The organism is Stenotrophomonas lacuserhaii (genome assembly GCF_039674585.1).
GTDB classification, from domain to species: domain Bacteria; phylum Pseudomonadota; class Gammaproteobacteria; order Xanthomonadales; family Xanthomonadaceae; genus Stenotrophomonas; species Stenotrophomonas pennii_A.
On sequence record NZ_JBDJNU010000017.1, the window covers coordinates 1 to 21,786 of the forward strand.

The 21,786-nt window shown below is 59.7% G+C and carries 12 protein-coding genes; 7 read left to right on the forward strand and 5 right to left on the reverse strand.

What is annotated here, in order from left to right:
• Positions 1 to 56 precede the first annotated feature (56 nt).
• From ABE522_RS08700 to ABE522_RS08715, 4 genes are all read right to left on the reverse strand, one after another.
• Complete coding sequence (locus tag ABE522_RS08700; RefSeq protein ID WP_346591350.1) at positions 57 to 857, reverse strand: siderophore-interacting protein; 801 nt, start codon at positions 855 to 857, stop codon at positions 57 to 59.
• Between the two features lie 54 nt (positions 858 to 911).
• On the reverse strand, positions 912 to 1,439 hold the full coding sequence (locus ABE522_RS08705) for a PadR family transcriptional regulator (protein WP_346591351.1): 528 nt from the start codon (positions 1,437 to 1,439) through the stop codon (positions 912 to 914).
• A gap of 147 nt (positions 1,440 to 1,586) precedes the next feature.
• The gene (locus tag ABE522_RS08710) at positions 1,587 to 1,967 is read right to left on the reverse strand and encodes an STAS domain-containing protein (RefSeq protein WP_346591352.1); all 381 of its coding nucleotides are present in this window, start codon (positions 1,965 to 1,967) and stop codon (positions 1,587 to 1,589) included.
• Positions 1,968 to 1,970: 3 nt separating this feature from the next.
• On the reverse strand, positions 1,971 to 4,343 hold the full coding sequence (locus ABE522_RS08715) for a SpoIIE family protein phosphatase (protein ID WP_346591353.1): 2,373 nt from the start codon (positions 4,341 to 4,343) through the stop codon (positions 1,971 to 1,973).
• A 249-nt stretch (positions 4,344 to 4,592) separates the two neighbouring features.
• Here ABE522_RS08715 and aceE point away from each other — a divergent pair, with 249 nt between their 5' ends.
• From aceE to ABE522_RS08750, 7 genes are all read left to right on the forward strand, one after another.
• Positions 4,593 to 7,280: a pyruvate dehydrogenase (acetyl-transferring), homodimeric type gene (aceE, locus tag ABE522_RS08720; protein WP_042612723.1), complete on the forward strand. Its 2,688-nt coding sequence runs from the start codon at positions 4,593 to 4,595 to the stop codon at positions 7,278 to 7,280.
• Between the two features lie 163 nt (positions 7,281 to 7,443).
• Complete coding sequence (locus tag ABE522_RS08725; protein WP_346591354.1) at positions 7,444 to 8,760, forward strand: ATP-binding protein; 1,317 nt, start codon at positions 7,444 to 7,446, stop codon at positions 8,758 to 8,760.
• Positions 8,757 to 9,476, forward strand: coding sequence for an HNH endonuclease (locus tag ABE522_RS08730; protein WP_346591355.1), 720 nt, complete (start codon positions 8,757 to 8,759; stop codon positions 9,474 to 9,476). Before ABE522_RS08725 ends, ABE522_RS08730 begins: the two co-directional genes overlap by 4 nt.
• 1,030 nt (positions 9,477 to 10,506) lie before the next feature.
• A complete protein-coding gene (locus ABE522_RS08735; protein WP_346591356.1) occupies positions 10,507 to 11,802 on the forward strand; it encodes a DNA cytosine methyltransferase in 1,296 nt (431 codons plus the stop codon).
• A gap of 207 nt (positions 11,803 to 12,009) precedes the next feature.
• Positions 12,010 to 13,818: a hypothetical protein gene (locus ABE522_RS08740; protein WP_346591357.1), complete on the forward strand. Its 1,809-nt coding sequence runs from the start codon at positions 12,010 to 12,012 to the stop codon at positions 13,816 to 13,818.
• The gene (locus tag ABE522_RS08745; protein WP_346591358.1) at positions 13,815 to 15,251 is read left to right on the forward strand and encodes a hypothetical protein; all 1,437 of its coding nucleotides are present in this window, start codon (positions 13,815 to 13,817) and stop codon (positions 15,249 to 15,251) included. The genes ABE522_RS08740 and ABE522_RS08745 overlap by 4 nt, the downstream gene beginning before the upstream one ends.
• Before the next feature lies 1 nt (position 15,252).
• Positions 15,253 to 20,682 carry a DNA translocase FtsK gene (locus ABE522_RS08750; protein WP_346591359.1) on the forward strand — a complete coding sequence of 1,810 codons (5,430 nt, stop codon included), beginning with the start codon at positions 15,253 to 15,255 and terminating at the stop codon, positions 20,680 to 20,682.
• A gap of 12 nt (positions 20,683 to 20,694) precedes the next feature.
• Here the strand turns inward: ABE522_RS08750 and ABE522_RS08755 are convergent, their stop codons facing one another.
• Positions 20,695 to 21,219, reverse strand: a complete 525-nt coding sequence (locus ABE522_RS08755) for a very short patch repair endonuclease (RefSeq protein ID WP_346591360.1) — start codon at positions 21,217 to 21,219, stop codon at positions 20,695 to 20,697.
• Positions 21,220 to 21,786 lie beyond the last annotated feature (567 nt).

Genomic DNA, 21,786 nt, shown 5'->3' on the forward strand with positions numbered 1-21,786 from the left:
GGCGGGGGGCCGCCACATCCCGTATTGCGGGCCCGGGGCCGTCACTACCGGACAGTTCAGTCGCCGTCGGTGTCATCCGCGTGCGCCTTCCAGTACCCGGTGGACCGGATCCAGTCGCGCGGCACCGCATGGTGGCCTTCGAAGAACTTGCGCATCATCCGCGCGCGGCGCGATTCGGTGGCGATCCAATAGAACACATCGCCCTCCGGTGCCTCGAAGTCCACCAGCGCGTCTTCCAGCAACGAACTGCTGGCCGCAGGGAAGCCGTTGCGTTCCAGCCACTGGATGCGCACGTTGTCGCCCTGCGGCAGCTCCTGGCGCTCGGCTTCGTCGGCCACTTCGATCAGCACCTGCACTTCGGCGCCTTCCGGCAGGATCTCCAGCCAGCGCGCAATCGCCGGCAGCGCGGTTTCATCGCCGATCAGCACATAGCCGTCGTAGTCATCGGCCACCTGGAACGAACCACGCGGACCGCCCACCGCCAGCGTGTCGCCCGGCTGCGCGCGCGCGGCCCACGGACCGGCCACGCCGTGGTCGCCGTGCAGCACGAAATCGATCGCCAGCTCGCCGGCGTCATGGTCCCAGCCGCGCGGGGTGTAATCGCGGGCGGGTGAAGGCTCCTTGCCCTCCGGGTAGCGCGGGCCTTCGGCGGTCATGGTCGGCAGCACCATTTCGCCGCTGCTGTTGGGGAAGAACAGCTTGATGTGGTCATCCGGGCCGGGTGAATCGAAGCCGGCCAGGTCGGCGCCACCCAGCACCACGCGGCGCATGTTCGGGGTGACTTCTTCGGTGCGCAGCACGGTCAGTTCGCGGAAGCGGACATCCAGGCGCAGGCGCTTGTTTTCATGGGAAGACATGGGGATTCCTGAAGAGGGAAGGGGGCGCGACAGGCGCGGGGCGTCCGGGCTGGCTCAGGCGGGCGGGGGCGCAGGTTCGGGGGATTTGGCGGGCTCGGGCGGCTGGCCATCCAGCAGCGCGGCCGCACGCAGCAGCAGGGCGGCCACCTGGGCGGACTCGCCTTCCTGCCAGCGGCCGTGGTGGCGCAGCAGCGCGCCCTTGAACTGGCGCAGCGCATCGCGCAGTTCCGGTGGCATGTCGGCCTTGGCGATGTCGCGGGCACGGTGCCAGGCGCGGTGCTGGGCGGCCTTTACTTCGTCGCGGCGGGCCAGCAGCTCAGCGCGGCCGCTGTCGGTGATACGGAAACGCCGGCGCCCGGCATCGTCTTCGGCCAGCACCCAGCCGGCCTGTTCGAAGCTGGCCAGCAACGGATACATGGTGCCGGCGCTGGGCGTGTAGGCGCGTACGAACAGCTCGCTGACGTGCTGGATGAGTTCGTAGCCGTGCCGCGGCTGCTCGCCCAGCAGCGCCAGCACCAGCAGGCGCAGGTCACCGCGGCTGAGCAGGCGGGTGGTGGCGGGGGTGGGGCGTGGCGGGGACATTTCGATATATCGGTATCGGGTGGTGAAACGATATATCGATAGAGGGGGGGGCGCAAGGGGGCGGGCTGTGACGACCAACGGTCGTCACCCACCGGGGTGGGTCGTCAGCCGCCGGAGAGCTGACGACCAGCGGTCGTCACTACCGGCTCAGAGTTCGCCGTTGGCTACTTTCTTCTGGATGGCCGACAGGTAGTCGTCCAGTTCCTGCTGGGACGCGAAGACCTCTTCCACCGGTACCGCCTTCACCAGTTCGAACACTTTGCGCACGCCCGGCTGCGGCTGCATCACCAGTACCCGGCCGGCATGCGGATGCAGGGCCTTGCGGGCGCGGAAGATGGAGCGCAGGCCGGCGCTGGATATGTACTCCAGCCCGGCCAGGTTCAGTTCCAGGATGTGGGTGCCATCGTGCAGCAACGGTGCCAGTGCGGCGTCCAGTTGGGCATGGGTGCTTCCGTCCAGCCAGCCGGACACGAACACCCGCTGGTACGGGCTGTCGCCGGGATCGATGCGCAGGGTCAGGTGGGACATGGACTAGTTCTCCGTACGCGCTGCGGACGGCAGCAACAGAAGATGGACGTGGTTGCTGCCATCGCGACGGCAGTACTCGATGTGGTCGCTCAGCGAGCGCACCAGGTGCAGGCCCCAGCCCCCGATGGCGCGGCGTTCGACGCTCGCGTCCAGGTCTGGCGCGGGGACGACGGTGGGGTCGAAAGGCTGCCCGTCATCGCGCACGTCCAGTGCGAGGCCATCCTCATCCAGGGTCGCGATGACGTCGAGAGTCACACGCGACAGAACGTGCTGATGCGTCATCGCGTTGCTGCCCAGCTCTTCCACGACCAGCCGCGCCAGGGCCACCCGCTCGCTGTCCACCTGCATGGCGTGCAATCCCGCCACCAGCCGCTGCAGCAGATAGGCCAGGCCGTCCGTGGTGGCCGTTGCATGCAGCCGCAGCGGCGGCCACAGCAGCTGCCGCCCCACGCTGACCAGGGCCAGATCGTCCGGGTTGCCGGCGCCCTCGCAGAAGGCGTGCAAGGCGTCCACCACGCGGGTGCACACGCGGCGGTCGTCGGGTTCGTCGGCCAGCACATCGCGCAGGCGGTCCAGCCCGAACCAGCGGCGGCGCGGGCACTGCGCCTCGCTGATGCCATCGGTGTAAGCGAGCAGGTACTCGCCTGGCGACAGCAGGCCGCGCGCGCACGGATAGCCGGCGTCGGTGCTGATACCCAGCGCGGGCCCACTATGCATCGCCTGCACGCGCACGCGCCCATCGGCCTGGCGCAGCAGCGGTGACTCATGGCCGGCGCTGGCCAGTTCGAAGCGGCCGCTGGCCACATCCACCACGCCGCACAACACGGTGGCGAACATGCAGGCCTGGTTGCGTTCGGCGATCTGTCGCCCGGCTTCGGCCAGGATGGTCGGCGGATGCCGATGGCGCAGCATCGAAGCTTCCAGCACGGTCAGCACGCGGGCCATGAACAGCGCCGCCGGCACGCCGTTGCCGGACACATCGCCGATGACGAAGCACAAGGTGGTGCGGTCCAGCTGGGCGATGTGCTGGAAATCCCCGCCGACTTCGCGCGCGGGCACCAGCACCGCCGCGCTGCGCAGCTGGAAACCACCGGCGTGCAGGCGCGGCGGCGGTGCCAGCATGCCCTGCTGGATACCGTGGGCTATGCGCATCTCGCTTTCGGTGCGTTCGCGCGCGCTGGCCATCCGCGCGATGGTGTCCATCTGCTGCAGGATGGAACAGCGCGCCCCTTCCAGCGAACGGGTGAGCTGGCCGACTTCGTCGTCGTGGCGCGGCACCGGCAGCGGCTGGTGGAAGTGCCCGGCGCTGAACCGCCGCGCCGCCGCGGTGAGTGCCTCCATCGGCTGCAGCAGGCGGATCGCATGCCGGCGCACCAGCAGCAGCCACACCCCCACCCCCAGCAGCCCGAGCCCGACCGCCCAGCGTGCCACGTCGCGCAGGTCGGCCAGCAGCAGGTCGCGATCGGCCGACAGCACCACCATCCAGCCGGGTTGCTGCAGCGGGGCGATGCGGCTGAGGAAGCGGGTGCCATCGCTGCCGCGGTGGTCCAAGCCCTCACCGGGAACCAGGGCCGGCCGGCGCTCGTCGAACAACGGCGCCAGGTCCGGGCGAAGCCGCAGGTACCGTTGCAGGGACATGCCCGGCTCGATTTCCGGCACCGAACTGAGCACCACGCGGTGGTCCGGGCCGAGCAGGGTGGCGCGCAGGCCGACGGTGACCGGCAGTTCGCCCAGGTCCTGCTGCAGCCGCGCCAGCGGCACGTCCACGCTGACCAGGCCGGCCGGCAGCAGCTCGCCCGGCAGCCGCAGCGGATTGCTGTAGGTGATGAACAGGCGACCTTCGGCCTGCGGGTTGGCGTATGGCGCCGACCACCACGGGCCACTGGCGCGCAGGGCATCGCGATACCAGCTGCGCCGGTGCGTATCAAAGCCCAGCTGGCCGCTGCAGGACTGCTGCACGCTGCCATCCTGCAGTACGTCATTGCACGCATAGCCATCGGGCAGGTCGACCACCCGGCCGGGTTCGATGATCACCGTGGCCCCGTCCACGTTGGGGTCGGCCACCACCGCCGCGCGCAGCAGGCCATCCAGCTGGGCGGCATCGAACGCCTCGCGCCCCAGCGGGGACAGCAGCATGTCGCCGGTGATTTCGGCCGAACGCAGCGAATTGCCCAGGCTGCGCGCGGTCTGGTCGGCCAGCGAATGCAGCTGTTCGGCGGCCTGCCGGTGCACCAGCGAGCGCGCACCCAGATAGAACAGTGTCACCAGCAGCAGCAACAATGCGGCCTGCACAAGGCTTGACCACAGCATCAGGCGCGTGCGCAGGCTACGGCCGGCGGCACGGTCGGGGGCAGCGGCAGCGGGGTGGATGCGCATCGCCTGATCCTTGGTTTTCCGTCCCGGATCAATGGCATGGCCGGGGCGGGCCGGGCAAGGAACAGGTTCCGCCGCGCACGTAACACCTTGGAAACATTGGCCGGGACAACTTCGGACAGTCCGCAGGGACACAGGCCATTTACGACCATACGCAGGCGTAGCCAAGTGACGGAAGCCACTGGTGCGCTACACTTTGCGGTCTAGAAATCAATAACAGTCGCGCGCGTGCGTGCGGTAATGGGAGCGCTAATGAACTGGTTGAACGAGCTGCTGAACAACGACCCGAACCCGGTGGAAAGCCAGGAGTGGATCGAGTCGTTGAAGGCCGTGATTGATGTCGAGGGCCCCGAGCGCGCGCATCAACTGTTGGAAGGCATGGTGGAGCTGACCCGTCGTTCGGGTGCGTACCTGCCGTTCTCTCCCACCACCGAATACGTGAATACCATCGCGCCGAACCTGGAGGCCAAGAGCCCGGGCGACGCCGACCTGGAATGGCGCATCCGTTCGATCATCCGCTGGAACGCGATGGCCACCGTGGTGCGCGCCAACCGCAAGCCGGGCGACCTGGGCGGCCACATCGCCAGCTTCGCATCGGGCGCCACGCTGTATGACGTCGGCTTCAACCACTTCTGGCGCGCGCCGAGCGACAACCACCCCGGCGACCTGCTGTTCATCCAGGGCCACAGCGCCCCGGGCATCTATGCGCGTTCCTACCTGGAAGGCCGCATCGACGAAGCGCAGCTGGACAAGTTCCGCATGGAAGTCGATGGCGGTGGCCTTTCCAGCTACCCGCACCCGTGGCTGATGCCGGATTACTGGCAGACCCCGACCGTTTCCATGGGCCTGGGCCCGCTCGCCGCCATCTACCAGGCGCAGTTCCTGCGTTACCTGGAAAACCGTGGCCTGATCGAAAAGTCCGACCGCAAGGTGTGGTGCTTCATCGGCGATGGCGAGAGCGACGAGCCGGAAACCCTGGGCGCCATCGCGCTGGCCGGCCGCGAAGGCCTGGACAACCTGATCTTCGTTGTGAACTGCAACCTGCAGCGCCTTGATGGCCCGGTGCGCGGCAACGGCAAGATCATCCAGGAACTGGAAGGCGTGTTCCGTGGCGGCGGCTGGAACGTGATCAAGCTGCTGTGGGGCGGTTACTGGGATGCCCTGCTGGCCAAGGACACCGATGGCGTCCTGAAGAAGCTGATGATGGAAACCGTCGACGGCGAATACCAGAACTGCAAGGCCTTCGGCGGCGCGTATACCCGCGAGCATTTCTTCGGCAAGTACCCGGAGACCGCTGCGATGGTTTCGGGCCTTTCCGACGACGACATCTGGCGCCTGAACCGTGGTGGCCATGACCCGCACAAGGTGTTTGCCGCCTACCACCAGGCCGTGAACACCAAGGGCATGCCGACCGTGATCCTGGCCAAGACGGTCAAGGGCTACGGCATGGGCAGCGCCGGCGAGGCACTGAACCCGACCCACCAGACCAAGAAGCTGGACGACGAAGCGGTGCGCCACTTCCGCGACCGTTTCAACATTCCGGTGACCGACGAGCAGCTGAAGGACGGCCAGGTGCCGTTCTACCACCCCGGCCCGGATTCGCCGGAAGTGAAGTACCTGCAGGAGCGTCGCGCCGCGCTGGGTGGCTACCTGCCGCAGCGTCGCCGCAAGGCCAGCAAGAGCTTCAACGCACCGAAGCTGGAAACCTACGAGCGCCTGCTGAAGAGCAGCGGCGAACGTTCGTACTCCACCACGATGGCCTTCGTGCAGAGCCTGAACATCACCCTGCGTGACAAGGAACTGGGCCCGCACATCGTGCCGATCGTGGCCGACGAGGCGCGTACCTTCGGCATGGAAGGGCTGTTCCGGCAGATCGGCATCTACGCCCCGTTCGGCCAGAAGTACAAGCCGGTGGACGCGGACCAGCTGATGTTCTACCGCGAAGACCAGAGCGGCCAAGTGCTGCAGCAGGGCATCAGCGAGCCGGGTGCGATCGCATCGTGGATGGCCGCTGGTACCAGCTACTCGGTTTCCAACGTGCCGATGCTGCCGTTCTACATCTATTACTCGATGTTCGGCTTCCAGCGCGTGGGCGACATCGCCTGGCAGGCCGCCGACATGCGTACCCGCGGCTTCCTGCTGGGTGGCACCGCCGGCCGCACCACGCTGAACGGTGAAGGCCTGCAGCACGAAGATGGCCACAGCCATCTGGCCGCTGGTGGCATTCCGAACGTGCGCAGCTATGACCCGACTTTCGGCTTCGAAGTGACGGTGATCCTGCAGCACGGCACCAAGGCGATGATGGAAGATCAGATTGATGAGTACTACTACATCACCCTGATGAACGAAAACTACACCCACCCGGAAATGCCGGAAGGTGCGGCCGAAGGCATCGTCAAGGGCATGTACCTGCTGACCGACGCCGGCAAGCCGAAGAAGAACGAGCTGCGCGTGCAGCTGCTGGGTTCGGGCACGATCCTGCGCGAAGCGATTGCCGCGGCCGAGCTGCTGGACAAGGACTTCGGCGTGACCGCCGACATCTGGAGCTGCCCGAGCTTCAACGAACTGCGTCGCGATGGTTTCGATGCCGAGCGTTACAACCGCATGCACCCGGAAGGCGAACAGCGCAAGGCGTACGTGACCGAGCTGCTGGAAGGCCGCCAAGGCCCGGTGATTGCAGCGACCGACTATGTGCGGGCGTATGCGGACCAGATCCGTGCGTTCATCCCGGGGCACTACACCGTGCTGGGTACGGATGGTTTTGGCCGTTCGGACACGCGTGCGAACCTGCGTCGGTTCTTCGAGGTTGACCGGTACTACATCGCGCATGCCGCGATTGCGGCGCTGGCCAAGGAAGGGAAGATGACGGGCAAGGATGTGGCCCGGGCTATCAAGCAGTACAAGATTGATGTGGAGAAGTCGAACCCTGTTGGGGTTTGATGAAGAACTGCGGTTGAATGCAGAAAAGGGAAGCCTCGGCTTCCCTTTTTTGTGTCTAAGCCCCCACACTTCCATAATATATGCTGTGTGGCGGAATGAGAATTCTTTGCTCAACACCTCAATATTGATGAATCCATAACTGTCATTCTCAAAGGAGGAGAAGATGGTTTCAATCAGAGCGGCGGAGGTCAGGGGTTATCAGGTTAGTTTGTACGGTGACTACCTAGGCGACAACAGGATTACGCTAGTTACAGGTCCCAATGGAGCGGGCAAAACCCACCTACTCACATCTATAGCGGCACGCATCAAAAATGATGACTTCTTTACCGGTCAGATTGACGGAACGGTCGCGAGATTGATCTGCCAAACCTACAGTCCTTTTTCCAGATTCTCGAGTAACGGAGAAAGGAATGCGAGTGTCGTGAGCTCATATCGCGACGGGGCTGACGATCTGTCATTCTATATTCCGCTTGGAGTTACGGCTGACAAGGCGTTCAGGCCGAGGAGGGTGACGATCGATGTCCTCGAGCGCGCAATAATAGGTGTAAGTCAGAGTGATGAGAGGGCTGAGCACTTCTTTACCTTCTTGAAGGCGGCTGGGTTTCTCGAAAAATGCGAGCTCGCCTTCAATTTCCTGCCAAGGGCGCAGCAGTTCCTTGAGGCACTAAAGAGGGATCCTCAACAAACTAGATGGTTGTTGGAGTCTACCGATGCGTTTGCGCCCCTGCGTGAACTAAAGCGACAATGTGCCGGCGAAGATTGGGGGGAAATCGCGAACGTTATACAAACGTCTGTTGATACGCTTGGTGAAACGGTTCGTAAGGGTACCTTTACAATCCAGTTCGGCAGAGATGTAGCCAGCTCCTCGCTGACATTTGCGAGGTTCCAATCCCTAGCCGTACTCCGGCGCTTGAAACTTGTGAGGGTGTCAAAGGCGGCGGTATTTAGGGGGGGTGGCGAGGCTCTGAGTGTTGCGTCGGCGAGCTCTGGTGAGCAGCAGCTCCTTTGCTCTCTGTTGGGCCTCGCCGGAACACTGAGGAACAATGCTGTGGTTCTAATAGATGAGCCGGAGCTTAGTCTTCACCCCAAGTGGCAGATAGACTACGCAAAGCACATGGCTCAACTGATGAGTATTGTTAAAGATTGTCATGTGGTGATCGCGACCCACTCTCCGCTAATCGCTCAAGGGTTTTCGAGTTATGGGTGCAGGGTAACCAAGCTTGGTAGTGGCAGACATGGTGAGTCGGCTGACCATCAATTTGGCTCCGTTGAGAAGATATTGGTCGATGTTTTTGAGTCGCCCGTTCCATCTAGCTTGTTCCTGGCGGATGAGATCATGCGTGCTATATCAGAAGCCGAAGAACGTCCGGTGGCGGCAACGGATGCTATCGATCGTCTCCAGGAACTTTCCAAAACATACAGCGGAAATTGCGAGGATCAAAGCCTAATCAATGAGGCGATAAGGTTGATGAAGCAATGAACAATGGACTAGTTCGGCCGCCGAGCGGAATGGACATCGGGGTTAGCACCGCAAAATACTTTGCATTAGTCTGCGGACTTACTGATCGGGTCCACTGGGAGGCGCCTCCGGCGCACTTGGAGGCGGACTTGAAAACATTAAAGTCGAGCCTCAAGGATCATTTCTATTACGGGCAAGCAAGGCGCTGTTGCTATTGCGGCATTGAGTTGCCGAATAACAAGCTTGCATACCAGCTGGATCACGTAATATCCAGGAATGATAGGGCGGACTTCATGGTCTGCTTGCTGAACCTCGCCGTCGCCTGTGGGCCTTGCAACGGGGCAAAATCCAAGAAGGCAGCTTTGGCGACCGGGATTGTTGCAGCAGAACTTGCCGTAGTGCCTATGTCGTCGGAAGCGTACGCAATTGTCCATCCCCAGTTCGACGAGTGGGGTATTCATCTGAGGTTGGACGAGTTTAATCGCGTGCTGCATCGAACGGAAAAGGGGCGGTGCACGATCACCATCTGTAAAATTGATAAACTTAATGCGGCTAGGCTCTCAGACCATTTTGCAGCTGGGGATCGGCCGAAGGTCGTAGACCTCGTGGTAAGGGTGGGTTCGTACAAGCAGAAGGGTCGGAAGATTGCGGCAATTCAGTTGCTCGAGAAGCTCGCTAGGCGGGGATCGCACAGGGCGCGCGTGGCCGTTGGCAGGATCTCGCTTGAAGTGATGTAACGCCTGAAGGTCGTCAGGGGCGCAAACCGTCCATGGCCTCCAGTGCGAAATGTAATCAAGCTACATGACGGGCTCGTCTCAGAGCGAAAAATGCTCCCGCTTGAAGATCAAGGGTTGAAAACAGGATCGTATCCTAGCGCGTAGTTAGGGTGGTTCTCTATCCGAGCGACTCGGCCCAGGGCACGGACTCAAGAATGGAAGACGCCGTTCGCGAGGCCTTCAAATCGTACGGAAGGACTGACAGCAAGGAGCAGTGGTTCCTGTCACTGATCAAGAAGCAGGTTGTCGCCTCAGGGTTCTTCGGTAAGTGGGGTGAGGCTCCATGCAGGGCCTCGCTCTGTCTGAAATCTCGGTGTTTATCCTTAGATCAACAAGTTCGAACTTGGGTTTTGGCTTAACTCCCGGCACCCTTCTGATTTTGGGTAGATGAGCTTGCTGCTCGTGATGGTGGTTGGCTTCCACGATTTTTCGGGCCTTGAAGCTGCGGGCGAACTATTTCGCTCGGCACGGATACGCGCGCATACGTAGCCAGTTCCCTTCTCCGTGTCTAAGGATTGGTTCATCGTTGCTCTTGACGCTCACAAAGTCTGGGGTAAGCGACTTGTGGAGGTGCCGAGCTTTTTGCTCCTAAGCAGGGCGATGCATAAGGCAATGAGGGAGCACCGAATCTCATACGTTATGGATCCGCGTTCCAGTCTATGTGCCTACAGGAGCTGAGTCGTCTTGGATAAGGTCGTGGTTGCGGCACGCTAAGCTTGCGGCAGAACTGAGTGAAACAGCGGGCCGCGGGCGGCGGCTAGCTCTTACGGCTGGGTCCTGTCAAAATGTGGCCAACTGCGTCTAGCTAGCCTCGTGTGGGCTGGGTTGGGCAGCACAAGTGTGTGCACCTAAGGGAGCAGCGTAGGTCGCAACGGCACGAGGCTCTTCATTAGGGCCCCATCACATGCCGCGGCGCGAGCTGGCGAGGCCTTCTAGGAAAGTAATTAGGTTGCGCCAAGGTCGCCCCTTGGCGGGACGATTGGGGACGACCTTGCAACAGAAATTCTTGAGCGTAGTGGACCTGTTCGCAGGTTGCGGTGGCTTTGGCCTAGGGTTGGAGGAGGCTGGCTTTACTCCGATCTTTGTGAATGAGCTCAACGATGACGCGCGTAGTACGTATCTGGTGAACCGACGCCAGCGTTACGAGCACTTTCGTCAGGATATGGACGAATCCCGCTGGTTAAACCCGTTCAGCTCTTCCGATGCGCGGAAGATGACAAAGAAGTCCTATCTCGATGAGCTCCAGGGGCGCTTCCATTCAGCGTTCGGTATCTCCCACGGTGAAATTGACCTTGTCGTGGGAGGCCCTCCCTGCCAGGGCTTCTCGGGAATTGGACATCGGCGATCGTACGCGGTGGACAAGCACGATGTGCCCTCGAACCACCTATTCAAAGACATGGCGAGCATTGTTCGCCATTTGCAGCCGAAAGCTTTCGTCTTTGAGAACGTGCGCGGTCTCCTTACAAGCCGTTGGACGCCCGACGGCGAGAATGGCGAAATCTGGCACGCGGTGAAAAGGTCCTTTGCGAGGATCGGAAACTACAGGCTTGCATCTCAGCTGGTGCATGCAAAGGACTATGGGGTCGCTCAGAATCGGCCCAGAATTATGCTGGTCGGCATTCGAGAGGATATCGGCGGTGCCGCTACGCGCGCCAATGAGGTCGACTGCATCGACGACACTGCGGTCGGCCTTGGATTCCTTCCCCGGCCAAGCGGTGGCGCCCCAGATCTGATCGATTTGTTAGGTGATCTAGTAGATCCGTCCCATTTCAATGGTGGGCGAACCGATGTATATCCAAGGCCTGCACTGACTGATGTCCAAATTCAGTTGCGGACAAATCTCGCGGGTAAGCTGTCGGGCATGGGTGAGCCAGTCACTGATCACGAGTACAGCAAGCACAGCGAGCAAGTCCGGGCAAAGTTCCAGGCGATGATCAACCAGGAGCACTACGTCGGTACAAAAAAGTTCGCCCAGCGGCTCCTGCCGGCAATCTGGGGCCGCAATGGACCTATGATCACCGCAACCTCTTTGCCCGACGATTACGTGCACTTTAAGCAGCCACGAACTTTGACTGTTCGGGAGTGGGCGCGCTTGCAGGGCTTCCCGGATTGGTACGAGTTCCGTGGAAAGCGCACCACCGGGGGAATCCGAAGGGCAGGCAATCCGCTGGAAGGAATTCACTTACGCGAGCTGCCCAAGTACACCCAGATAGGCAACGCAGTACCGGTACCACTTGCACGCGCGATTGGTAACAATCTGGCCGGAATTCTACGCCGCGATCGTTAGGTGGCGATGATCGTCGCTCTTCCATGGACTGAGGAACAGGGGATTATGGGAACTCTTAATGTTGACGCCGAACGAGGCGGGGATGAGGAGTCAGTTCGAGATGGGGTCAACCGCCTACAACGGCGCGCATTCGGCGGAGAGGACGTAGCGGTCAGGCCGAGTGCCGAAGACGACACATGGTGGCCCCGGGCTCCGCTGGTTCCGGGGGTGCAAGAGGCGATTGATAGATTTATCGCGAACAGCGCTGCGGATACTGCGCTCGAAGTGGTATTCCTCGTCGGCGGCGCGGGCAATGGCAAGTCATTTGCGGCGAGGTATCTGGGAGACCAGTTGGGCCTGAAGAGCAACCCGTCCGATTTCCTTGCACACCGGATCTACTCCGGCTCAATCAATGGTGCTGACTTCCATCTTTTGAATGACGGCACGATAGCCCCCAGTAAGGACTACGAGAATCAAGATGCCGCGCTTGCGGAGGATTTGGCTAAGTGGTGGAGTTCCTCCAAAGACAACCCGGTGCGCAGTTTCTGCTGCGTAAATCGAGGGATCATCTCTGACGAAATTCGTGCATCGCAGCAGATGGCCGGCGGTGCGCATCTGCTCTCCCTCTCAATCTTGCGTTGGCTTGCCAATCCTGATGAGGGGCATTTCGAAGCACTTGGGGCAGATGATATTTGCTCCCCTGAAGCCGATGGCAATCACGCTGCCCACAATATCGAGTTCAACTTGGACGGAAGGCAGATTCGCTTAATCGCCTTAGCAGTTGACTCACATTCGCTCTTCGCACCCGATGGACCCGGGACATCCCGCGCTCAGGCACTTTTTAGTGAGCTGATTAGTCGATTCGGCGCAGTTCGTGGTCAGCGCCCAGAGCTCTGCCCTATCCGCGCAAACATTCAACAATGGCAGACAGGCAAGGGTATTCAAGCGTGGCAGGAGCTGCTGTCCTCCGCTGAGATCGCGTCTGGTCGACTGTATAGTTACCGGGACGTATGGGGGGCGGCGGCTCTGTCCGTGTTAGGCCCGCGGCTTGACTACGGATCCGTGGATGGAGAGTTGCTTGATCATGTAGACGCGATGCTGGCAGTGGCAGCCGGAAAGGGGGAGCTGAGCACGCGGTTGGCAGCTCTCGTCCGACTCTCTCGACTCAGGGCTCACAGCGCTCTGTTCCGAGCTCCATCGCCCATAATCGGCGCGCTGGGGACAGAGTACCCGCCCGCGACTCCAATTCACGCCGGACTCGCCCTCGTAGATCCCGCCATATGGAGATCGACGGACTCACGGTCAGTAGAAGCTACCATGCAGCGTGTCGCGATGGGCGATCTCCCTAGTGGGGACGCTCTCGCCCTTCTCTCCGGTTCGCTGGCGTGGTCTCCGTTCGACGCCTACCTCGAAAAGACTCTTATGGAGTTCTTGGAATCGCCGAGTTGCGGTGATATCGAGCGCCGCAGGTTGGTCTCCTGGTATGGAGCTTACGTGGCGAGACTAGTAGGCATCGGCACGAGTACCTACGGCAATGCGGAGATCATTAAGCAATGGCGTAGGTGCAAGCGCAGCTGTGCGAACAAGCCAGTTCCCTTGCCAAGCGATCTGGAACGATCGATACGCTCATTGATCTTCCCGCAGCACCCAGATGGTCCGGCGAACAGCATGCTGATGCCAGCATTCTCTGTCCGTGCCGAGCCAATTTCGTCCTTGAAGGAACAGGTTCACCCCCGGCTTGTCGAGGTGGTGCCAATCAGTGCGGTAACCCTCAGGGTTCGTACGATGGGTGGACGCCTACTTATTGAGTGCTACACCTCAGAGAGTGGGAGCGTAGTTGGTCAGCTCGCACTCGACTTCGCGCTTCTGCGCGAGGCGCAGTCGTTTAGCGAGGGGCGCTCTGGGCAAACGGAGTCTACGGCGTACATTGAGCCCCGAATTGAGCGCTGTAGGTCGTCAAGCATCGCGGCAATTGATCATGCGCAGCAAACACTGGCAGTGGTCGCCAATGGAAGGCACGAGGAACTTGCGATATGAGCAGCATCTACTTCCCGGAGCTAAAGCGGCCGCAATACCCGTCTAGTCCCGAGATCCTACTCTCAGCCTTGGCATGGTCGGTAGTTGAGCGTCCATCGAGCGCTCCGGACGCCGGCCTCATTTATGTCCGCAAGGAAAGCAAAGCGAAACGTGGCGTACAGATCCGACAAACAAAGCCCAAAGATGGAGATGAGCTAGCGCGCTTCACCGCCGCGTTGCTAAGCGCGGGTGTACGAACAAAAGATGGCGAGCTTCCTTCTCTCGTAGTCGATGCTATAGCGGACTCGCTTGTGGGTGTGAGGTCAGATAAAGGGGTCGGATACACTTCATCAGCGATTGGCCTTTGTGGCGCGCTCCTTCAGGACCCAATCGGCGGCCTCGGCGCGCAAAATCCTCCGAACTTCGCTAGCCTGCTCAACACTATGTATGCGCTAGGGGGCGGGCGCGGTTCAGCCGCGGAGCGCTGGTTCGACGTTGCGTCTCATTATGCTGGGGATCCAGTGCTCAGCCGCATTGAGAAGGCTCTCGCGAGCACTTCTCTGTCGGAGTACCTTCCCGAGGCGTGGCCTCAGGCTAAGGCGATTTTGGCTGAAGGAGCCAGATCAACGACTTTGCCAGATTGGTGGACGGCTGATGTCTTGAACCAGCAGCTCGGCACGCCCTTCTCCTGGTTCCGCGATAGCTGGGACAGGTTGTGTTCCGAGCAGTGGTACTCCGCGCTTTCGCCGCGAAAATGGTCAGCTTGGGCCGTGTGTGTGCTGCGCAATGCACTTGGCTTCGCCTTTCTGTGGGAGGCAAACTTTTTCGCGGAGCTTGCTCGCGGAGCCCGCGATGGCAGTCGTGACGCCGCTAATGTGGCGCGACTCTCCTTGCTGCCAACCCGGCCTTTGATCCCGTATCAAAAGGGTAGCATTGCCCAGATGGACGTCATGCCAAGCATGAAGCAGAGCCTGATTCATGGTTCGACGTGTCGCAAGGCAATCGAGGCTGTGCTGAAGGAAGAGACGGCAGAGTGCAAGCAGCTCGCCGACGTCATCACGCTACTGCGAACCAAGCATTCGAAGGAACTCAAGGAGCGGCTGGAGGTAGGTGATGACTCTGGCACCACGAACCTTGTAGAGACGGTGAGGTACTCGTTGATCGCACGTACGGGATCTGACGTTCCCGACCACTACGCATTCCTGAGGCGAGTCAACCGGAACTTCACGCACGTATCGCCCGGACCCGAGTGGATCGTTGTCATGGCGGCAATGTCGTCGAGCTCGCCAGGTACCGAGCTTCGGTTGGGTGATGTGCAGCGGCAACTGGACGCACTAGGCTTGAAACCGCGCATCGATTTCCTGTTGGCAGAGCTCGAGCGCGCCGGTCTTTGTGCGGGCGCCGCTGACGGGGACGAGGGAATCGAGATCAATCTTGGAATCGGGGGAAAGTAACATGCCATTGATCGGCAAGGCCATTGCGATTGTCGCTGCAAAAATGGGCGGACAACTCATGCTTGAGTTGCCCGATGATCTGCCGCCTGATTTCATCAACGATGTCCTGCAGGGCGCGAACTCGACTTTCGACCAGATGCCCAGCTTCGCGATGCTCGTGCACGAGAAGGCAGACGATCTCGTGGGAGTAGAGCCTCGAGTAGACTTCCGGGAGCTGGCGATGTATCGGCAAGGGCAGCATCTTGCGGTGACGTATGCCAGCAAGAATCGCGGTATGGCCACATACAGTAGCGTCTATCCTCTTCTACTGAGTGCTGGGTTCCCATCTACCCAGTCCGGCGAGACGGGGGCAGGCGTCGCTACGCTTGTTGATCTGTCGGCCGCTATTGCAGCCGTGTTGCTCGAGCATTGCGCCGAACTGGAAATCGAGCCCGAGGAGCTAAATTCCATAACGCAGGAGATCCTGAAGTTCTTGGCCGACGTCTACGAGATCACTAGCGGTGGTCAATCGAGCGTTGCTAAGGATTGGTGGGTCCACGTCGAAAGCTGGGTAGATAATGTGATTGCCCATGCCCGTAATCGTGGATCGGAAACTGCCGCGTTCCTCTACGGCGCAGCCGGCCTGCCAAATCCAGGTCTCAAGAAGACGCTGGAGATCAAGCCAAAGAACTACGTCAAGACATTGCAAGAGCGATGGGTAGATGCTGATGGCATCAGGGCAGAACTTGCTCGGCTGCGAACCGGGCTTGGGGAAGACCAAGAGACAAGTCCGCTCGACCGGATTGACTGGGCAACGACGGTTGAGCATGCCCAGTACGATAGTGATTCGGCAGTAGCTAGAGTCGCGCTAGCCTCGCGAGCCGACCAGAAGTTGAAGACAGAAGGATGGGCCGAACTCGACGAGGCAGCGTTCAGCACGCCCGTTGTCGACGATCGTGCCCAACTGATCATCCAACGAGCTGGGGTTCCATTGCCGCGCCCTTTTACGCAGTCTCCCCCGGTGCTGGTAGCGACGGCCGCTGATGTCCACGATGAAATGTCCCGTCAGTCCATCTATGTTGGGGTGGAGCTCGTTATTCCTTTGGAACAGGACAAAGAAGTTCCAGATTCACTTAGGACTGGGAAGGGCGTTCCGCGAATTCAGGTGGCGGGTGTCGGTACTTGCCGAGCCTCATTTGAAATCAAGAAATCTGAGGTCACTGCGGGAGCCATTACTGTAGTTGGCGATCTGACGCTAACCCCTAGCAAGGCCAAGCCAAACAGCTTGGCGATTACTGTCAAAGGGCCGGAGTACCTGCGGGCAGTAGAGCCGCTCATCTTGGTTCAGGTACGCCCAGACGAATGTCTTTTTTGGGCTAGAGAAGAGTCGGCTGGCCGACGGCGTGGGCGCGCGCTCGGACCTTGGGTTTGCAAGGGGGGGGCAAACGAATCGACGGTTGCGTTGATCAATAAACCGTCTCGGTACGAGATGTATGCCGCATGGGGTAGCAATCTGGAGCTTAGTCAAACTGGCTGGTCACTGGGCGGCCAGCCGATGGAGTGTCTGGCGTGGGGCGGGACTAACGGCCAGTTCGCCAGTGCTATTGAGGACCTCACCTCCTCCGTGGACCTCAAGGCGAAATCCAACATCTGGTTCGCGCTAGATATAGCGTCCACCAGTAGTCGACCGATATCGCCCTTTACGGCAGCAGCAAGCGGTGGGCGTCCTGCGACGGACAAGCTTCTTGAACCTTCAGTTCTAGGGCAGCTTGAGCTGGAGATGCAGCATATCCTCATGGAGCTTGGGCCTGGGCATGCACTGGGAGCCATCTGCGCGACCAGCTCCAAGCAGGCGGAGGCATATAGCGGTTCAATTCCAGGGTGTAAGTCCGCAATCAGCATCCAGGAAAGGCTGGATCTTTACCCAAGTGCCCCTAGTGGCGATCTCCTTAACCTGCCGGCGTACGCCTCTCTTAGAACTGCATACCAAGATCTAGGCGTCCTGGAGCTAGTTACCACAATCGAGCAGCGAGAGCGTTCTGGCGAGCTCACGGTCTCCCGGATTCCGCTTGATGCACTCGACAAAAAGCGTGTGAACGATGTTCTTGCCGCTTACTCTTTGCTTCTCCAATCCATCGCTAGACTTTCTGTATCAGACCAGTTCTGGGGACGGAACCCATTCAGTGCCGTTGTGTTCTCCGAGAGGAGTGGCCTTCAGAGCGCAGCCGCGGTGCTACTCAGCCCACTCCATCCCATTAGGCTTGCATGGGCCTGGAAGGTTCAGGTGGGCCTAAGAGAAGCATACGCAGACGGCGCTTCGCCCGCGGCTACGCTGTCCCTACTCGACGGAACGAATTTTCCTGCATTCGTTGCTGCACTGAACGTTTTCGATCAAGAGACCCCCTTCTTGCCCGTGCCCGTGGACGCGCGACCAAGGGATTTATATATCGGTTGGCACGTAAGCGTTCCAATCCTCGACGGCTCTCCGGTGATTCCTGACTGGTTGCAGGGCGAGCGGTTTCCTGCCGAAGGCCTGTCGACGCTGACTCCTTCATCAATTTCGTCTGCGGTCGACGACTTTTTGCGTGTCTCTCCAGAAGTACAGACACTGCAGATTGCCCTAACAAGCGCGAAACAATCGCGTAGATCTGCTGCTATGGACGAAGGGCTTATTGTAAAGCTCAAGGACCTCGCTGCTTCGAGCTCAGAGATTTCGGGAGTAGCGGGGGTCACGATCAGAGACTCGAAGCACCGATTGGGTGATATTCCGGCGCTCGGTAGGCTCGACGAGGGTCTCCTTTCAGCGAGGCCAGGCTTCAATCTCACGTGGCGCTCCGCCCCAGACGGCGACACCAGCGAAAGCCACATCACGTTTGTTGAAGGTGGAGCCGCTAAGGCGGTAGTGATCAAAGGAGGCCGCTCGCAGGGTTGGCTGCCGACCCTTCCATTGCGACGTACCCCCATCAGAAAAAGCCCCGGTCGATTCACCACACTGGACTACAGCCTTGGGTACAGGGATGAAGCAGATTTTGAGCTCTCTTCGCTATTGGCGCGGTATGAAGGAGCTATGGGCGAGGCCTACATGGTCAACGTCATGGCGAATTTCGCAGTGGGTAAGACAACTCCCAATTGGCTAGTCGCTGGAGACTTTGGAGTAGACCCTCAGGCACTCGCACTTGCTGCGTCCAGCCATGTCGGTGGTAACTATGTTCTATGGGACTGGAGGCCAGCAACTACCGTAGGTGCATCCCGCGGCGAAGAGGCGCGGGTCCAACCCTATTTCGTTCTCGCAAACGTCCCTGCCGCACTAAGTGGGGCTATACGAGAGCGGCTCAAGCGTCTCAACCCTGCGGCGACGAGCGTGGAGATTGATTCAAGGGCGCGGCTTCTAGTAACAACCCTTGCGAGACGAGCAATCGGTCTAAATACTTTGCTGTCAATCGGTCATCATCAGGCGACCGGGGCCATAGGGTTTTTCTTTGCCCTCAGATCTCTAGAGCGATGGGTAGATGAAGCGCCCCCAGGCGAGTTGCGGCTGATCGTGCCTGTAGACGCCGTGGATCCGTTCTTGCGGGATACCGTTGGCTACGCGCGAGGTGCCAGTAGGCGACGCGCTGACCTCTTGGGAATAAGCGCGGCTAGCAGTGGCGCTGACTTCTCTTGCGTCAACATTATCCCAATTGAGATCAAGCACTACGGCCTAGTGAAATCCGAGGTTGAGGCGGCTTTTCCAAAAGCGGGCGAGGCGCGCCTTAGGGAGCATGCCGAACAGCTGAGGGACTACAGCAAGCAACTCGTAGAGTTGTGCTCAAACATCAGTTCGGCGGCAGGAAGCAAAGCATCAATCCTTGGCCAACGTCTTCTGGCTGTGCTTGACGCCGGCCTTCAACTGAATAGCAAGAGTAGCGAGCACGCAGTTGGCATCTTGCGTTGCGTGGCCGAAGGAAAAGCAAAATTCCACACTGGGATGGGAATTCTGATTTGGTATCAGGCTTGGGCTCGGAGCGAACAAGGCGAAAGCGCATCTTGGGATGAGTTCGGCGGCGAGTACGATGACGAAGGCGATCGGCGAATCGAAGTTCGGATTGACCCTGCCGCGTACGATGCAGTTCTCTGGGGGGGGGGAGGCGGGGACGCTGAGTGCCATGAAGTGGTGGTAGCTGCTCTGGCACATTCAGTTGAAGACTTGTGCTGCCAGGGAACGAGTCCAAGTGAGCTTCAGACTGACGTGGAAGATATTTCAAAGGGAAAACCTACACGCCTCGGTCAATCGAAAATTAATCAGGACATTGACTCTGGAGCAGATCCGGCTTTGAACTCGGATCCCGTCTACGTGCCGGAAGAGATTGGCCCCGAGGTAGAGCCTGCAACACCGCAACCACCTCCTTCCAGTAAGATCGATAAGAAGACCCTCGAGCAGCGATATGACAAGCTGATTTCCTACTTGTCCGAGTTTCACGTAAAGGTGAACCGGCCAAAAGCCGAGTCGCCATACAAGGAGGGCCCTGCTTTCGTTGAATATGCGGTCGTTCCGGCGTACGGAGTCTCAGTGAGCAAGATTGAGGCGCAGGTTCAGAATCTGAAGCTGAGGATGCGCCTTGCCGCAGACATGCAACTTGGTTGCTCCACTCACAATGGCAATGTTGTCATCACAGTGCCAAAGGCTGACTCTGAACGTTACTTCGTGGACGCTGAGGAAATGTGGAATAGGTGGCAGCGACCCTCCAAGGGATTCGCCGTTCCGGTGGGCGAGGACTCTTCGGGGGAGATCGTTGAAATTGACTTTTCCAGCTCAAACTCCCCTCATCTGCTAATGGCTGGTGTGACGGGGAGTGGTAAGTCCGAGGCTCTCCTGACCATCCTTCATGGTGCTGCACATTTCTATTCGTCAGAGGAGTTGAGGCTAAAATTGATCGATCCGAAGGGTACGGAGCTTAATTCATTGGAGGGCCTTCCGCATACGGATGGCCCCATCGGCACTATGCCCGAGGACGCAATTGTAATGCTGGAGGAGGGCGTTCAGGAGATGGAGCGCCGCTATGCTTTGTTCAAGTCGGCGCCTGGAAACGTGCGTAGCATTGCGGAGTACACCGCGTCAGGGAAGATACTGCCGCGGTGGATCATAGTCTTGGACGAGTACGCGGATCTGACAAATGACGACGATGAGAGGAAGAAGGTCGAGGCGAATTTGAAGAGGATCTCCCAGAAGGCCAGAGCTGCGGGAATACACTTGATAGTCTCAACCCAGAAGCCAATCGTGACCGTTGTAAACACCGTGGTTAAGGGGAACCTCCCAGGTAAGATCGCCCTAAGAGTGAATACGCTAGCCGAGAGTCGAGTTGTCTTGGATGAAGGCGGGGCGGAACAGCTCGTCGGCAAAGGCGACGCGCTCATTAAGACGGGAGGTGGAAAGCTTCGTGTCCAATTCGCCAGGTACAGCCTCGATGACTAGGTAAAGAATGGGTCATCGCGGAGTGGCGCGCAGTAGGCGCGCCACCTTGGCGATGGACTTCTCACGAAGCGCTGGAGTTCTCAGTTGACACTCCCAGATCTTGAAAACTCTCCAGCCATCTTTCCGGAGTGCTCGGGCTACACGCACGTCCCGCCTTCTGTTATTCAGGAACTTCTCTTTCCAAAACACAGCATTCGTCCCAGGGATGCGACCTCGCTGACAGCGATGTGCGTGCCAAAAGCACCCATGCACGAAAATGACTGCCCGGTACTTTGGAAGCACAATGTCAGGTCTTCCGGCCAAGTTTCGCGCGTGCAGTCGGAATCTGAATCCCAACTTGTGAAGTCCGCGTCTCACAGCCATTTCTGGCTTGGTGTTGCTCCCCTTGATTAGAGACATGCGCTCGCTGCGCATTATTTTCGTCAATGTATCGGCCACCGGTCGCCTCCTATATTGCGATGATTGAAGTATCCAGCTGAGGGGGTGAGAGGGCCGCATAATCGCTATCAGCATCCCCTGGCTGGTTCTGCGATTCATGCGACGCCCCCCCCGAGATTGAGGGGCGAGCAAGTTTGGAGTTCAACCCTCAATGGCAAGGAGATTGGATGTGAAGAAAGGCTTTTCCGAAGAACAGATCATTGGCTTCCTGCGCTTCCGGCTGCGACCGGATGACCTTCGGGGCGAAACTATGATGTAGAAGAAGAGCGGCGACGCAAATGGCGTTCTAGCTAGTCTTCCGCAGCCCCGGCGGTGGCCAAAATGTGTCCACCCGGCACAAGTCAAAGTCCTCGCCATAAGCCAGCGCAGCCTCCCTAGCCGGGAGATCGCAGTACCACGCAAGCTCCTTCCCATCCATCCCAGCGTCCGTATGGTCGGAGGCATAGAGCCGTCGCGTTGCTTTGTCAAAGTCCTGCAACCGATTGCGATCAGTTTGTAGCACCAGCGGCCCTCCGAAAGGTCCCGCTAGGATGGATGCACGCCGTCCCGGATGCTGAGACCTGGCTGTGATGCGATGCTCTCACTAAGTGAGCTCTGCCCTGAATAATGAGGCAAGCCACATCGCTAGAACCCGATCCATCCAGGCGTCGATCGACTAGCTCACCG

Coding starts and splice junctions, on each gene's coding strand:
- ABE522_RS08755 (WP_346591360.1), bottom strand. CDS start 21,219: ATGAATCGCAGAACCAGCCAGGGGATGCTGATAGCGATTATGCGGCCC.
- ABE522_RS08715 (WP_346591353.1), bottom strand. CDS start 4,343: ATGCGCATCCACCCCGCTGCCGCTGCCCCCGACCGTGCCGCCGGCCGT.
- ABE522_RS08750 (WP_346591359.1), top strand. CDS start 15,253: ATGCCATTGATCGGCAAGGCCATTGCGATTGTCGCTGCAAAAATGGGC.
- ABE522_RS08700 (WP_346591350.1), bottom strand. CDS start 857: ATGTCTTCCCATGAAAACAAGCGCCTGCGCCTGGATGTCCGCTTCCGC.
- ABE522_RS08705 (WP_346591351.1), bottom strand. CDS start 1,439: ATGTCCCCGCCACGCCCCACCCCCGCCACCACCCGCCTGCTCAGCCGC.
- ABE522_RS08710 (WP_346591352.1), bottom strand. CDS start 1,967: ATGTCCCACCTGACCCTGCGCATCGATCCCGGCGACAGCCCGTACCAG.
- ABE522_RS08725 (WP_346591354.1), top strand. CDS start 7,444: ATGGTTTCAATCAGAGCGGCGGAGGTCAGGGGTTATCAGGTTAGTTTG.
- aceE (WP_042612723.1), top strand. CDS start 4,593: ATGAACTGGTTGAACGAGCTGCTGAACAACGACCCGAACCCGGTGGAA.
- ABE522_RS08745 (WP_346591358.1), top strand. CDS start 13,815: ATGAGCAGCATCTACTTCCCGGAGCTAAAGCGGCCGCAATACCCGTCT.
- ABE522_RS08730 (WP_346591355.1), top strand. CDS start 8,757: ATGAACAATGGACTAGTTCGGCCGCCGAGCGGAATGGACATCGGGGTT.